Genomic DNA, 14,390 nt, shown 5'->3' with positions numbered 1-14,390 from the left:
AAAGGCCCCAACCGATGGGGCCCATTGTTTTTTAAGGGTCAGCGAATCAGCGTTGTTCGACCGGATTGATCAGTCTTCCGATCCCGGAAATTTTCACTTCTATCGGTCCACCCAGCTGGGTAAGATCAATATTCTGCACAGCTTTACCTTCCGACCCGGCGGCTTTGAGTGCAGTACCCATGGAAATAATGTCTCCTGGCTCCAGCGTCATGAAGGAAGAAATAAAAGCAATGGCGTCGGCCACTTTGTACGTCAGATTGGCTGTGTTGTCTTCTGTGATTAACTCACCCTTGTGCAGGCAGCTTACAGTAAGGTTATGTGGGTCGGGAATGGAATCGGCAGTGGCAATCCATGGTCCCATCGGACCGAACGTGTCCGTACCTTTGTAGCGGCCTGGGTATGAGACCCAACTATCCTTGTATTCAATGCCGGTGCTGCCATCTGCCTTCGGATGTATGGCGCGGTAGTGGAACGTGTCCTCACCCCGCATCAATGGTGCGGTCAGGTCATTGATAATGCTGTAGCCAAAGACATGATCCAAAGCGTTTTCTTTTTGGATGTCTGCGCCGCCGGTGCCGATGATAACAGTCAATTCCGGCTCGGGATGAACTCGGCCAAAGCTTTCCCGTAAGCGAATCGGCTGACCGTGGCCCACCAATGATGAAGAGGGTTTGATAAAGGTCGCCGGATGGCTGGGGCCCTTCATGATCCGGTCTTTGTTCGCGCTGTTATTGAGCGCCAGGCAAACGATTTTCCCGGGACGGGGTACGGGAGGAAGCCATTTGAGGGCGTCGACGTCTTGACCGTGCCGCCCTTCAATTGCTGTGGCGATGGCCTTGAGTATAGGCTGGCCGTGGCTTATTACTTGAAGGATATCGGTGGGGGCATCCGACATAACGTCGGCTAAAACGGTTGCCTGGTCATCTGTCATACTTGCCACAAGCAACGGGATGCCTTCGCGTTCGATTGTTCCAATTTTCATGGGATTCCTAAATGTAGTTGAAGTCTCGTTAGTCCGTAGTCCAGTATAAGCAGCATCTGGCTTTTATCCGTTACAGATATTCATTTATTCCGTGGGGAGGAATTGGCGCGGTCTGTAACCCATGGGGCCATGCCATAATCTACTTTCATCTTAACAATGCTCATGCAGAAAAATGGCGACACAACAATCCATGTTACTCGTGGTTCGAACGCTTGAACTATTGCGCGCAATGAACAGACAGCCTGCCAGCACGCTGGTCAGCCTGCAGCAAGAAACAGGGATGCCCAAGACGACCATACACCGCTTGTTGGCGACGTTGAAAAATGAAGGGTATGTACGCTCTGACGTGGTAAGAGGCATTTACTCGCTCACAGAAAAGGTACGGTTGCTGAGCGAGGGTTTTAGCGAGCATGAAACCATCGTGGAGCAGGCGATTCCCATTTTGCTGCGTACCACCAGAGAAACGGGTCTTCCCTTTGCAATCGGCATTGCAGAGCATAGTCACATGGTCGTGCGATACAGCAGCATGCCATATAGTCCTATCGGGCCAATGCACACGACAGTTGGCAATACGCATAGCATGCTTGATTCGGCTCTGGGGCAGGTGTATTTGGCTTTCTGTAATGACGAGGAACGCGAGCGTTTGATCGCATGGCATGAAACCGGGGAATTAAGCGAGAACGAGTGGCGCTCAGTAGAGCGCGGTCTGCGCGCGCAGCTGGCGCTCGTAAAATCGCAGAAGTATGCTTTGCGCTTGCCCAACAAGCAACACCAAAATGCGACGCTTGCAGTGCCCGTTTTGCATGAGCGCAGGATACTGGCAGTGCTGTCGGTTACGACTTTCCCCAGTGTATTGATTGGAGCGAAAACAGGGGAATTGGCCAACTCGATGGCCCGCGTTGCAGATGAGGTAGCGTGCTTGTCTATAACTGCACAGCAGTTTCTGGATTGATGTTCTTGCGCCAAAGGGTGGCGTGCTTAATAGAGATTAATTTGTTTTTATCGCAGGCACTTACAATATGGCCCCACTCGTTGCACAGCCGTTGTCAAAACGGTCCAGGGTGCAAAATCGGGTCGGCATGGCTAGTATTTATATTTCTGAAGTCGGGAGCCTGAACAAATTTATCCAGATCACAGCTCACGACAATTATGCCGCAATAGAAGCGCTTAAGCAGAGATTGGCAGCAAATGCTGAGTGGCGCGTTTCGCAATCATGCGGACGATCTTGTTGTTTCCCAAACCACGAAAATAGTCCGACAAATACAAATGTCATAAAGGGCATTCGCGAAGCGATAGGGCAGTGATTGACGACCCCGGCACCGTGTTCTACTTCACAAACCAGTCCGTCTCAACATCAATAATCGGGCTTAGCATCTGCGAACTGCAGTACCCGCAAGATCGCCGGTCGCCGCTCCATCGGCCAAACTGGGACGTCCATTCACAAATACCCATTCGATGCCACTGGCGAACTGTCGCGGATTTTCATAAGTGGCGTTCGCTTGTACATTGGCGGGATCAAAGACAGTGATGTTAGCCCGATAACCTTGCTTGAGCAGCCCCATATCGCCGAGCTTAAATGTGCGCGCCGTGTAGCCGGTCATTTTGAATATACTTTCTTCAAGCGTCATCCACCCTTTGTCGCGTACGAGTTCCCCCAGGACTTTCGGGAATGTTCCGTATTGACGCGGATGCGGGTGATCGCCGACGTCCAGGCCGTCACTGCCGATCATGCTGTGTGCGTGCGTGAGCACATTCCGAAGGTCCTCGTCACACGAGTTTTGCATAATTTGGCCAACTTCGCCTTGTTCTGCCAGCATCAGGTCAAAGACAAATTCGCAGACCTCCTGGCCTGCCTGTTGCGCGGCTTCGAGTACCGTCAGGCCGACGTAGGCCTGGCGTTCGGCGTGCTTGAGATAGGAGATGGAAATGTTGTGCCAGCCCAGGGCCGCGATACGGTTTTCCCAACCTGGGAGGCCATGCGTCCAGTCGTGCCTGATGCGCGTGCGGCATTCGTGCGATGCCAATCTTTCCATCATCGCGTCCCGCCCGCCATCCAGTACCCAGGGTGGAAACAACATGGACAGGGTCGTGCTGCCGGCCAGGTAGGGGTACATATCAGAATACGTCCTGATACCGTGTTGGCGGGCCTTGTCCAGCTTGGCAAGCGACAGACGTGTCTTGCCGAAGTTTCTCGTACCGCTAGTCTTGTGATGAGAGATCAGCAACGGAATATGCGCACGCAGGGCAACATCCACAGACTCGTCAACGGATTGGAGCAGCCCATCTACCTGGTCCCGCATATGGGTCGCATACAACCCGCCATAGTCATTGGAAATGCCTGCCAGAGCAACGAGTTCGTCCGAATCGGCGTAGACGCCAGGTACATAACAAAGGCCTGATGACAAACCTAGCGAGCCCTGTTGCATTGTCCGATGAAGCAGGGCCTTCATGGATTCGAGTTCGGCCGGGGTTGGTGCTCGCGCCTCAAGCCCCATAACCGCAGCACGCAGCGCACCGTGTCCTGTCAGTGTGGCGACGTTGACGGCGGCGCCTTGCCTGAATACGCGCTCGAAGTAACCGTCGAGGTCCTCCCATTCCCACTCAATGGTGGGGTGGCCGAAGATGGGGGCAGCCTGTTCACGGAACGCAGCCGCGTTCGCACCAGCCAATGGAAAAGTGGACCATCCGCAGTTTCCTAGCACCTCGGTGGTTACGCCCTGACGAACCTTGCTTTCAGCGCCGGGGTTGGCAATCAGGGAGAGTTCCGAGTGGCAGTGGCAGTCGATGAATCCGGGCGCGATGATCCGCCCGCTACAGTCGATTCGCCTTGCGGCCGATTCGTCTGTCAAATCGCCGATTGCGGATATACGGCCGTCTTTTAAGGCAACATCGCCGGTTGCGCGTGGTTTGCCGCTGCCATCAATGATTGAACCGTGAGAGAGAATGAAGTCGTGCATAAGTGATAGGGATACCTTGGGGTTGGGTGAGCGCGATCAAGTACGCGGCCCGTATTATTGTTTTTCGATTTTGGCGCTTTCGATAAGCTGCGCCCATTTATGCTGCTCCTGGGCGATCAACTCGCTGTACTCTTGCTGAGATCCCGGGGTGGGAGTGGCAAAGGAGTGCTTTAGCGTTGCCTGTACCGTGGGTGAACGCATCGCTGTGTTGAGCGTTTCACTTATTTTCATGACAATGTCCTTGGGCGTACCGGCTGGGGCGATCAGTCCACCCCAGGCGCTATTCTCATAATCTTTGAGGCCGCTTTCCGCGAGGGTCGGTATTGAGGAATCCATCTCCGCGCGCTCGCTGGTTGTAATTGCCAGTGCACGCAGCTTGCCGCTTTCAACCATCGGGTATGCGACCGTGGCATTAGTGAACGTATAGTCAAGCCGGCCTCCCACCAGGTCTGTCAGTGATTGAGGATCGCCGGTATACGGAATAAATTGGCTATCAATGCCGCTGAGATCTTTGAAGAGCTCACCCCCCATATGGCCGCTGCTTCCGATGTTGGAGGCTGCCCATGTCATCTGGCCCGGGGATTTTTTGGCGGCGGCAATCAGTTCGGCGATCGTTTTGTAGGGGGAATCCTTTCGCACCACGACTAGATTGGGTACTGTATACATCGGGCCGGCCGGGACAAAATCTCGGTTCACGTCGTATGTAAGTTTCTTGAACAACGCGGGATTAATAGCCAGGTTATTGATATTTCCATAACTCAGCGTGTAGCCATCAGGCGCTGAACGTTTCAAATGCGATAGCGCGATCGCGCCTGCGGCACCCGGCCGATTCTCGATGATGAAAGATTGGCCGGTGATTTTGGCCAACTCGGCGGCGACGGCTCGCGTCAATACATCAGATGCCGCGCCAGGTGTCGACGGCAGCACAATGGTAACCGGCTTTGTCGGCCAGGCAGTCTCGGTGGCGTGGCTGCATTGCAAGCTTGATATTACACCCAAGGAGACAATAAATGCGCAAATTATTTGGTTCATGATTCTTCCTTTTAGAATGGAAAACAAGCTAGAGCAAAGAGGTGTAAGCAGACAGTACGGCTGCGCCGCCGGTGTGCAGGAAAACAATGTTCTGGTCCGCAGAAAACCTACCCGAATGAATATCAGCGATCAAGCCTGCCATGGCCTTGCCTGTGTACACAGGATCCAACAGGATGCCTTCTTGTCGTCCCAGGAGCTTGATGGCATCCAGGGCTTCGGGGGTTGCGATACCATATCCGTCGCCGATATGAGTGTCATCGACCTCTATCCGGTCGGCGCGTACGGAGGGTGCATCCATCAGGCTCGCAGTCTGGTTGGCGATGGCATGAACGATTGCCGACATGCGATTCGAATCGAATCGCACGCTATAGCCTCGCACCCGGGTATGTTTGTGACGGCACAGTGCGGCAACCAGGCCCGCTTGCGTTCCGCCACTTCCGGCCGCATGCACAATGTAGTCGACCTTAATTCCCAGATCGGACGCCTGGGTAGTGATTTCATGTGCGCAGCCAACATACCCCATCGCGCCCAATGGGCTTGAACCTCCAGCGGCGACGACGTAGGGTTTGCGCCCTTGCTGGATCAATTGCGTTTCCAGCTCGGCAACAGCTGTCGCAATGTTCGCGCCTGCAGGCAACTCCTCGCAGAGCGTCGCGCCGAGCACTCGGTTCAGGAGCGCATTGCCTGCCCGGTAATATTCGGCGGGTTGCCCTTGCAAGCGTCGTTCCAGCAGCAATATGCAGTCCAGGCCCAACTGGGCGGCAGCCGCCGCGGTTTGCCGGGCATGATTCGACTGGGTCGCGCCCGTCGCAATCAGGGTATCGGCACCCTGGGCGAGCGCGTCAGCTGCCAGATACTCCAGTTTGCGAGCCTTGTTGCCGCCGCCGGCCAGACCTGTGAGGTCGTCGCGCTTGATAAATATCTTCGGCCCGCCCAGATGGTCAGACAGTCGCGAGAGCGGCTGCAGGGGCGTTGCATGTTCAGTGAAGCCGATTCTGGGAAATGCATTCCATTTCATGTGGCAGCGCTCGTTATTGGTATGAGGCAGCGTCGGTGCTGTCGGTAGGAGTGGCAATGGCGCGTCGCAGTGCTGGACTCATGGGGACCCGTAAGTTGATGGATTTGGGTGGAATCGCCGACTCGAACCATTTGGCATAAATGCCGTCGATGGTATTACTTGCAAATGTGGATTTGAGCACATCGTCCACCAGTCTCTTGAAGGAGGCATCCCCCTTTCTCATCATTAGGGCGTACGGCTCGACCGACAGGGGGGTCTTGGAAATCACGTATGCATCCGGCGTTTTTGCGTTGGCCACCAGACCGGCAAGTGTAATGTCGTCCAGGAAGAATGCGGCTGCCCTGTCGGTTTCCATCATCAGGAAGCCTTCGGCAAAATCGCGTGCCGGCGCGATACGCATGCCGTATTTGTGCGCGACGTTCAGGGCCGTGATCTGCCGAATGTTTGACGAACCCGCCGTGGCGACAACCGCCTTGCCGGCCAGAGAACTCAGATCAGCCAGGTTGGCGCTTTTCTTGGAGACAAATCGTGTGCTGGACACAAAGATGGTTGATGAGAAGGCGACCTGTTTCTGGCGCTCGACTGTATTCGAGGTGGTGCCGCACTCCAGGTCGATTGTGCCATTGGCCATGAGCGGGATACGGTTGGAAGAGGCTATGGGTACCATCCTGATCTTGAGATCGGGCTGATTGAGGTGGGTCTTTATTCCTTCTACGACTTTAAGGCAGAGGTCGACCGAATAGCCAACAAACTGGTGTGATGCATCGAGATAGGAAAAGGGTTGTGCGGTTTCCCGAACGCCCAGCGCGATCTCGTTCTTTTGCTTGATTTTGCTGAGTGTGTCAACTGGCTGGGCGGTTGCGCACGTGCTGGCGATCAGCGTAAGGGCTGCGACAAACATTGAAGTTTTCATGGGTGTCTTCTCCGGTGCCGCAGCGTGAATCGCTCACGGACTTCTTATTGTATCGTTACAAAACGATGAAATTCAATTATCAATCGATACATAAAGAAAGTCAATGGTATATACTGCTGGCGGACTAGGGGAAAATCCCAATGAAGGGGGGGTGTGGTTCTTCATTCAGCATGTCTGCAATAAGTAATCCAAAGTTGCGCAGCTCGGCTCTGTCCTGTGCTGCGCTGACGCTGATGCGCACGGCGTTGTCTACGGCGGGAAGACTCGTGGCAAAGGCTTCTGAGTGGGCAACTCGATAGCCCATCGTTTCTACCCGTCGGCAAAACTGGCTCGCAGTCCATGGATCGGGAAGTCGCAACCACGCATGGGAGCTAAACGCACTTGTCTGCAAATCGAATCCGGCAAGCGCCTGAGCAAGCGCCTTGTTTCGTTCGCCCAGCTCAAGCCTGTTCTCTTGCAGTACCCGTTCGGCACTTCCTGAAGTGACAAGTTGGGCTGCCACCTCAGCTGAGATTGGCGAGGCCATCCAGGTTGTGGCGCGTACCGCCTCGATTGCTGCTGCTGTTAGCTGGCGTGGTGTTTCCATGTAGCCTACACGCAACCCAGGGCCCAGGGATTTGGAAAAGCTGGTAATTCTGATGGTCAGTTCCGGAGCCAGGGATGCCAGGGTAGGCAGGGAGGTCTGCGCAAGACACCCGTACACATCGTCCTCCAGCAGGAAAATGCCGGCCCGCTTTGCAATGTCGGCGATCTCCATTCGTCGGTCTGCCGGGATCGTTGCTGTTGTCGGGTTGTGGATATTGGGCACACAGACAAGGCCTTTGATCGGGTGTGTCGCGATTGCTTCGCGCAGGGAATCTGGTACCAGGCCGTGCTCGTCGATGTCGATAGGCACTAAGTTGAGCCCTAGCCGGGGCGCCAGGGTTCTCAGGCCCGTATAGGTCAGTTGCTCCGTGGCGATAGAGTCGCCGGCCTTGCTGCATGCCAGCAAACCGCATAAAAGCGCGTGTTGTGCGCCATCTGTCACGACTACCCGGGCAGGGTCTACGGGAGTATCGGCGTTGCGGCTGAGCCACTGGGCGCCAGCCTGGCGGTGGGTGGCGCGTCCGGCCGGGTCATCGTAGCGCAGGAGCTCACCAAAGGTGGGCGATTGGTGCAACACTGACAGCGCCTGCCCGATGTCGTTTCCCCAGCTTTTCAATGCAGCCTGGTGACCACGCAGATCTGCCATTCGATTTCTGGCAGTGGTTGCGCCAGCTGCTGCCTCAACGACATCTGCTGTGGCCGGATCCTTCACGCGCGTGCCGCGGCGCGCGCCGGTTTCGAGCAACTTTGCTCTTACGACCTCGCCGAATGCGCGGGACACAGTGCCAACGGTCACGCCAAGCTGGGATGACAGTTGGCGGTTTGGCGGTAGCTGGTCGCCGGGCTTGAGCTTGCCGCTACGGATGTCCTGAATGAGGGCCTGGGCGATTCTTTTGTACATCGGTCCGCTGGTTGCAGACAGATCTGGCGCCCAGTCGTTTGAGCTTTGCATATATTGCCTTTTTCGATTCGTAGCCTTAGCGCAAGGCTTGACAGGAATAAATGTACCCGTCTATTATCGGAACAATCTATTTTGTATCGATACAAAATGGAATAATGTGTGATACAAAACAATTAACCTATTTTACATGGAAAATAACATGCTGAAGATGATCCATACGCCGCGCGATAAGGCTTGCGGCGGCCACTATTCGCACGCGGTTCGCGCCGGAGACTTTATCTTTGTGTCGGGACAGACGCCGCGCGACGGCTTGCGTGCGGTAGTTGGAGAGACTATTGAAGAACAAACGGCGGTCACCCTCGAAAACGTGCGTCTGACGCTCGAGGCTGCAGGCGGTGTGCTGGAGGATGTGGTCAAGGTTGGTGTTTTTCTGAGTGACCTTGCAGATGCCGCTTGCTTCGATAAGGTCTACGCCAGACATTTTCCGACCTTCCGGCCGGCACGAACCACGGTAGGCTGCAAGCTCAACGGTGTGCAGGTCGAGATCGATGTGGTGGCTTACGTTCCCTTGTCGGCCCGTAAGCAGGAGGTGGTGCTATGAACCCGATTCTTCATGGCGTGATTCCCGCCGTGCCGACGCCATTGCGTGCTGATGGCCAGCCTGATACAGCAAAGCTTGTGGCGTTCATCGGCGATCTGTTCGATGCCGGTTGCCAGGGGGTTAATTTGCTAGGAACGACCGGAGAGGCGACGTCTTTTGACCGAACCACGCGTTTGCAGGTCATGGAAGCGGTGGCAACGGCCGGCCTGGCGCAGCGGATGATGGTCGGCACCGGTGGCGCTGCATTGGCTGACGCAGTTGCCTTGACCCAAGCGGCCGACACGATGGGCTTTGCCGGCGCGCTTCTGTTGCCTCCTTTTTATTACAAGGGTGTTGGCGACAGCGCGCTAGTGCAGTATGTTGAGACCCTGGCGGAGCGCGCGAGCCTGCAGCGCAGCAGATTGTATCTTTACAACATCCCGCAATTTACCGGCCTGAAGTACTCGCTGGATGTGATCGAACGTCTGACACGCAGTCTTGGCGCATTACTGGCGGGCATAAAGGATAGCTCTGGCGATTTGCCGTATGCCGAGGTGGTAGCGACAAATTTCAGCCAGCTTGCCGTGTTTCCGAGTGATGAAGCGACGCTCAGGGACGGTGCCAGGAAAAAATTTGCCGGCTGCATATCTGCTTCGGTGAATGTATTCCCGCATCTGGCATGCGCGGCCTATCAGGCCGGTGTGGATACGTCCGATGAAATCTATAGCCCGATGGTCAATGCGCGCAAGGCCTTGACCAGTGTTCCCCTGGTGCCGGCGGTGAAGGCCGCTCTGGCCTGGCAGCGCCAGGACGAAAGTTGGGCAACGATGAAACTGCCCCTGGTTCCCCTGAGTTCAATGCAGCGTGCCCAGTTGCAAAACGGACTGGCTGCAGCCCAGCCTAACCGGCACAACAGCGACCAAGACCGTCTGGCCATTTAGAGAGGCAACAATGAACTACCACTGGAACTGGATGATTTTTGCAGAGCCCGCGCCGGATGGAACAGGCACCTACATGGACAGCCTGTTGTCGGGACTGAGCTGGACGCTCACCACCGCACTGCTGGCCTGGGCCATTGCAATGGTGTTGGGCGTGGTCGTTGGCGTTTTGAAAACCACAGAGTCAGCGACAGCTCGCCGACTGGCGTTTGCCTACATTGAGCTGTTTCGCAATATTCCGCTATTGGTCCAGATGTTTGTCTGGTATTTTGTGATCCCCGAGCTCTTGCCAGGTGCGATGGGTTACTGGATCAAAACCTTGTCTAACGGTCCCTTTGTCGCCGCTGTTGTGTGTCTTGGGTTCTTTGCGTCGGCCCGGGTTGCGGTCCAGGTATCGGCGGGTATCGACGCCTTGCCACGTGGTCAGCGTGCGGCAGCCAAAGCGCTTGGACTGCGGACATGGCAAATTTACCGCTATGTGCTTTTGCCTGTGGCCGGACGGCGGATGCTGTTGCCGTTGACGAACGAATTTCTGAACAATATCAAGAACACCTCGGTGGGGCTGACCATCGGTCTGATTGAACTGACCGCCACCGCCCGAGCAATGCAGGAGTTCTCGTTTCAGGTCTTTGAGGCTTTCACCGCTGCAACGCTGATCTACCTGGTGGTGAACTTGTCTGCTGTGGGGGTTATGCGACTGATCGAGACAGCTGTGATACCTGGGCGCTCGTTCAGAAGCCTGCTGCAACGTAACCGACGGGTGAATCGTCATGCTTGACTCATTCGACTTTAGCGTGATCGTCCAGGCCTTGCCGTTTCTATTTGGCGTAGGCATGGTCTTCACTGTCAAATTGACGCTCCTGGCTATGGTGGGTGGGTTGATATTGGGAACGCTGCTGGCGCTCATGAGGCTGTCGCACTCAGCTACCCTGCGCACCGTCGCCGGCGTTTATGTCAACGTTATTCGCTCTATCCCGCTGGTGTTGGTAATTTTCTGGTTCTTCTTTCTGGTGCCGTATATCGGAGGCTGGATAATGGGTTCGGACACGCCTATCGAAGTGGGCGCGTTCAGTTCGGCACTGGTCACATTCGTTATGTTCGAGGCTGCATATTACTGCGAAATCATACGGGCTGGCATCCTGGGTGTTTCACGCGGACAAGTACAGGCGGCACAGGCGTTGGGCATGAACCACCGCATGGCGATGACATACGTGATTCTTCCACAGGCAATAAAAAGCATGCTGCCCCTGCTGCTAACGCAATCGATTATTCTTTTGCAAGAGGTTTCGCTTGTGTACGTGGTTTCAATCACCGACTTTGTCGGCGCTGCCGCCGCGATTGCGCAGCGCGATGGGCGATTGCTGGAAATGTATCTGTTCGTGGCCGTGGTCTATTTCTGCATCTGCTTTACGCTTTCATCCCTTGTCAGACGCATGCGTCAATTTCAAAATGGCTAAAAAATGATCGAAATAAATAATATTTCCAAGTGGTACGGCAATTTCCAGGTACTAAACCAATGTAGCGCGTCCGTCAGCAAGGGCGAAGTGGTGATTGTATGCGGGCCTTCCGGCTCGGGCAAGTCGACCTTGATCAAGACGGTAAACGGTTTGGAACCTATTGATCGGGGCAGCATCGTGATCGATGGCGTTTCGGTTGCTGCGAAGGATACGAATCTTCCGCAACTGCGCGCTCGCATTGGCATGGTGTTCCAGGGCTTCGAGTTATTTCCCCACCTGAGTGTTCTTGACAATATGCTTCTGGGGCAGATGAAAGTGTTGCAACGTGACCGTGCGTCGGCGGCCGGGAAGGCGGTTGAGTATCTGGATCGCGTTGGCCTGGCAGGCCACGCGTCGAAGTTGCCTGCTCAGCTCTCGGGCGGACAGCAACAACGCGTCGCAATTGCGCGGGCGCTGGCAATGGACCCCATCGCGATGCTGTTCGATGAACCTACGTCTGCACTGGATCCGGAGATGATCAACGAAGTGCTGGACGTCATGGTCGGATTGGCGCGTGACGGCATGACTATGATGGTGGTGACGCACGAAATGGGTTTCGCCAAAAAAGTGGCCGACCGGGTTATTTTCATGGACGGCGGCGTTATTGTCGAGGACTGCGATAAGACCGCATTCTTTGAAGAGCCGCGATCCCAGCGAGCACAGGACTTTCTTGGCAAAATTATCCATTAGGCAGGATGGCCTGATCCACACTCACATCCCTCCACATCCAATGACACGACGCTGCCGCCTTCGGTCTGCAAGCGGGATAGATAACTCGCATGATCGATAACCTGGAAAGGAAAATACAATCCTGGCCGCGTTGGCGCTTTGCCGTCCAGCCCGGCCAGTCGCTCCAGAATCATGCTAACTCCCAACGCAGTCAACGGGGCGGCGCCGCCTGGATGGAACACGCCATGACGGGTGCGCAGCGGGTGGCCGTCACGGTCTTTGCCAGCCATTTCGATAATGATTTCCGTGGACTTGGGTTCGCTACGACGTCGTGATGAACTGACGCCGATGGCCAGATTAAATTGCACGTCCGACGCCCCGGTGGCGGCCGCCAGGCCGGCAACATCGATAGACGAAAAGCCAGTGCTTTCCATTTCGGTGCCATCGATCGCACGGAAGCGGGCTTTTGCATCGTCGTTACTGCGCCAGACATAGCTGCCGCCGCGGCGGGTGAAGGCAGCGGGCATCATCCGGCCCAGGCGTTCAAAATCTTCGGCAACCGCCGGACCGCCTTCATCCTGCTCATCAACAAGCGCATTCATCGTGATCTGATCCAACTGGGCAAATGGTTTGGCACAATTGAGCACGCTGATGGTTGTGGCGCCGACCAGCCATTCATAGCCCAGGACAATGGCCGCAGTACCGGGGGAATGCATATAGGTTGCCACTTCAGGAGCGATTTCGTAAATGCCCGAAGAAATGCTCAGGTGAGGCACGCCGCGAGCGTGCGCAAATCGCAGGCTCGCCAGGCGATGGTCGGCGTAAAAGACCGCAACCGCGCTGACCCGACGCTCGCCCAGGCCGAGATCGACTGCCTGCGGATTGATCACCACGCCTTCGGCGTTGCCGATCTCGTTGGCCACCTGTCGGCTTTTAACCAGATCGCGGCTGCCGATCAGTAAAGGAACATCGGGATAGGCGCTGCGCAGTGCACTTGCGGTCTGGCGTCCAATTGCGCCGGTGCCGCCCATCAACAAAATTGCGTCTGAAATCATTGTCATATTTCCTTGCAGAGGGTTAGAATCTACTAACAGTGGGGAAACCTACTTAAAGTAGCTTAACCTACTAATGGTAGGTTAAGCAAGGAGAAATTCGACTGTGATTAACGCTTCCGACCAGAATGCCCTGAATCCGCCCGCAAAGACAACTTCAAAGGGGTCTTCAACCACCGCTTCAAAGGCCACTTCAACAACGGCTTCAAAGGCGTCGACAACGGCTGCTTCAAAGATGCATCCAGGTATGGCTTCAAAAGCACGTGCAAAGAAGCCTTCAAAGCCGACTTCAAAGGCACCGACAAAGATTACTTCAAAGATATCTTCAAAGACGCTGCAAAAGACGGTTTCCAGGATGCCTTCAAAGCCGACTTCAAACGCGCCGGCACGCAGGATGCCGAAGGAAGAACGGCGCCAGCAACTGCTTGAAACAGCGTTGCTTATCATCCGTGATGAAGGCGCAGATCGTCTTACCCTGGGCAACCTGGCTGTCTGCGCCGGAGTTTCCAAGCCCGTGGTGTACGAACATTTCGGTACGCGCTCGGTGCTGCTTATCGAGCTATACCGGTGGATCGATACCGAGAGGGTAAGTGCATTTCAAGCGGCAATGGCTGCTGAAACGCGAGACCAGGGCGAGACCATTCGTTTGCTGGCAACAAGCTATATCCATTGCGCAACGGACATCACTGATGACTTTCACACCGTAGGCGCGGCCTTGGCCGGTAGCCAAGAGAAGGCAGCCGTTTTCCAGGAACTGCTCGACAACGTGATCATGATGTTCGTCGCGGTGCTAAAGCCTTTCGACACTTTGCCTGAGGGAGAGCTGGAAAAGCGGTGCATCGGCTTTGTGGGGGCAGGAGAAGCGTTGTCATCTGCTTTGGTGCGCGGGACGCTGGACGCGCGGGACGCCGAGGCTGTCTTTGCGTCGTTGATAAGTGGCGGGATGGTGGCGCGTTGAAGATGTCTATCGGCACAATCTCCTGAATTGGAGGTTGAGGATAGCTTTCGCTTTGCCATACTGCTCCAAGGACAGCGGTTAAATCAAACGTCAGTTTCTGTTTGAACCATAATGAAGGTGATTGCTGTTCTTGCCGATGGATATCACGGGGCTCATTTCAATGTTTGCCCGGGGAGAATAATATGTCTTTAGACTCGGTTGACCGTCGATTGCGTTTTTTTGTTTCTATTGCCGATTTGGGTTCTCTGTCAAAGGCGGCAACAGTCCTGGATCAAACGCAATCCGGACTTAGTAAACAATTGGCGCTGC

Annotated in this window: 16 protein-coding genes; 8 read left to right on the top strand and 8 right to left on the bottom strand. The window is 55.2% G+C overall.

The features are described from left to right. Nucleotides 1-46: 46 nt before the first annotated feature. Complete coding sequence (locus INT32_RS19715) at nt 47-982, bottom strand: fumarylacetoacetate hydrolase family protein (RefSeq protein ID WP_100699250.1); 936 nt, start codon at nt 980-982, stop codon at nt 47-49. A gap of 172 nt (nt 983-1,154) precedes the next feature. Between INT32_RS19715 and INT32_RS19710 the strand changes: the two genes are divergently transcribed. After that, nucleotides 1,155-1,934: a helix-turn-helix domain-containing protein gene (locus tag INT32_RS19710; protein WP_193090414.1), complete on the top strand. Its 780-nt coding sequence runs from the start codon at nt 1,155-1,157 to the stop codon at nt 1,932-1,934. A 415-nt stretch (nt 1,935-2,349) separates the two neighbouring features. Here the strand turns inward: INT32_RS19710 and INT32_RS19700 are convergent, their stop codons facing one another. The 5 genes from INT32_RS19700 to INT32_RS19680 all read right to left on the bottom strand — a co-directional run bounded on the left by INT32_RS19700 (nt 2,350) and on the right by INT32_RS19680 (nt 8,439). Continuing rightward, nucleotides 2,350-3,939: an amidohydrolase family protein gene (locus tag INT32_RS19700; RefSeq protein ID WP_100699247.1), complete on the bottom strand. Its 1,590-nt coding sequence runs from the start codon at nt 3,937-3,939 to the stop codon at nt 2,350-2,352. A 54-nt stretch (nt 3,940-3,993) separates the two neighbouring features. Continuing rightward, nucleotides 3,994-4,971 carry a tripartite tricarboxylate transporter substrate binding protein gene (locus INT32_RS19695; protein WP_226817305.1) on the bottom strand — a complete coding sequence of 326 codons (978 nt, stop codon included), beginning with the start codon at nt 4,969-4,971 and terminating at the stop codon, nt 3,994-3,996. A gap of 28 nt (nt 4,972-4,999) precedes the next feature. Next, nucleotides 5,000-5,989 carry a D-cysteine desulfhydrase gene (locus INT32_RS19690; RefSeq protein WP_193090412.1) on the bottom strand — a complete coding sequence of 330 codons (990 nt, stop codon included), beginning with the start codon at nt 5,987-5,989 and terminating at the stop codon, nt 5,000-5,002. Nucleotides 5,990-6,002: 13 nt separating this feature from the next. Next, nucleotides 6,003-6,902, bottom strand: coding sequence for an amino acid ABC transporter substrate-binding protein (locus INT32_RS19685; RefSeq protein ID WP_100699245.1), 900 nt, complete (start codon nt 6,900-6,902; stop codon nt 6,003-6,005). A 124-nt stretch (nt 6,903-7,026) separates the two neighbouring features. Further along, nucleotides 7,027-8,439 carry a PLP-dependent aminotransferase family protein gene (locus tag INT32_RS19680; RefSeq protein ID WP_193090411.1) on the bottom strand — a complete coding sequence of 471 codons (1,413 nt, stop codon included), beginning with the start codon at nt 8,437-8,439 and terminating at the stop codon, nt 7,027-7,029. A gap of 148 nt (nt 8,440-8,587) precedes the next feature. Here INT32_RS19680 and INT32_RS19675 point away from each other — a divergent pair, with 148 nt between their 5' ends. The 5 genes from INT32_RS19675 to INT32_RS19655 are packed head-to-tail and all read left to right on the top strand — an operon-like array spanning nt 8,588 to nt 12,092. Then, the gene (locus INT32_RS19675; RefSeq protein WP_226817304.1) at nt 8,588-8,989 is read left to right on the top strand and encodes a RidA family protein; all 402 of its coding nucleotides are present in this window, start codon (nt 8,588-8,590) and stop codon (nt 8,987-8,989) included. Continuing rightward, complete coding sequence (locus INT32_RS19670) at nt 8,986-9,909, top strand: dihydrodipicolinate synthase family protein (protein ID WP_193090410.1); 924 nt, start codon at nt 8,986-8,988, stop codon at nt 9,907-9,909. Before INT32_RS19675 ends, INT32_RS19670 begins: the two co-directional genes overlap by 4 nt. 10 nt (nt 9,910-9,919) lie before the next feature. After that, entirely contained in the window at nt 9,920-10,684 is a 765-nt protein-coding gene (locus INT32_RS19665) for an amino acid ABC transporter permease (protein WP_193090409.1), read from the top strand. After that, a complete protein-coding gene (locus INT32_RS19660; RefSeq protein ID WP_100699241.1) occupies nt 10,677-11,363 on the top strand; it encodes an amino acid ABC transporter permease in 687 nt (228 codons plus the stop codon). Before INT32_RS19665 ends, INT32_RS19660 begins: the two co-directional genes overlap by 8 nt. Before the next feature lie 3 nt (nt 11,364-11,366). Continuing rightward, nucleotides 11,367-12,092, top strand: a complete 726-nt coding sequence (locus tag INT32_RS19655) for an amino acid ABC transporter ATP-binding protein (RefSeq protein ID WP_193090408.1) — start codon at nt 11,367-11,369, stop codon at nt 12,090-12,092. Here the strand turns inward: INT32_RS19655 and INT32_RS19650 are convergent. Both INT32_RS19650 and INT32_RS19645 read right to left on the bottom strand, forming a co-directional pair. Beyond that, nucleotides 12,089-13,126, bottom strand: a complete 1,038-nt coding sequence (locus INT32_RS19650) for a saccharopine dehydrogenase (RefSeq protein WP_100699239.1) — start codon at nt 13,124-13,126, stop codon at nt 12,089-12,091. The genes INT32_RS19655 and INT32_RS19650 overlap by 4 nt on opposite strands. An 81-nt stretch (nt 13,127-13,207) precedes the next feature. Beyond that, nucleotides 13,208-13,570: a hypothetical protein gene (locus INT32_RS19645; protein WP_153045725.1), complete on the bottom strand. Its 363-nt coding sequence runs from the start codon at nt 13,568-13,570 to the stop codon at nt 13,208-13,210. On the opposite strand from INT32_RS19645, the gene INT32_RS19640 reads away from it, so the two are divergent. Both INT32_RS19640 and INT32_RS19635 read left to right on the top strand, forming a co-directional pair. Then, entirely contained in the window at nt 13,560-14,081 is a 522-nt protein-coding gene (locus INT32_RS19640; protein ID WP_242444555.1) for a TetR/AcrR family transcriptional regulator, read from the top strand. The genes INT32_RS19645 and INT32_RS19640 overlap by 11 nt on opposite strands. 182 nt (nt 14,082-14,263) lie before the next feature. After that, on the top strand, nt 14,264-14,390 hold a 127-nt coding region (locus INT32_RS19635; protein WP_193090407.1), incomplete at its 3' end, for a LysR family transcriptional regulator.

This window comes from Advenella sp. FME57, assembly GCF_014897675.1.
Classification (GTDB): domain Bacteria; phylum Pseudomonadota; class Gammaproteobacteria; order Burkholderiales; family Burkholderiaceae_B; genus Advenella.
The sequence above is the reverse complement of the archived record's forward strand: the minus strand, read 5'-3'. Positions and strand labels throughout refer to the sequence as shown.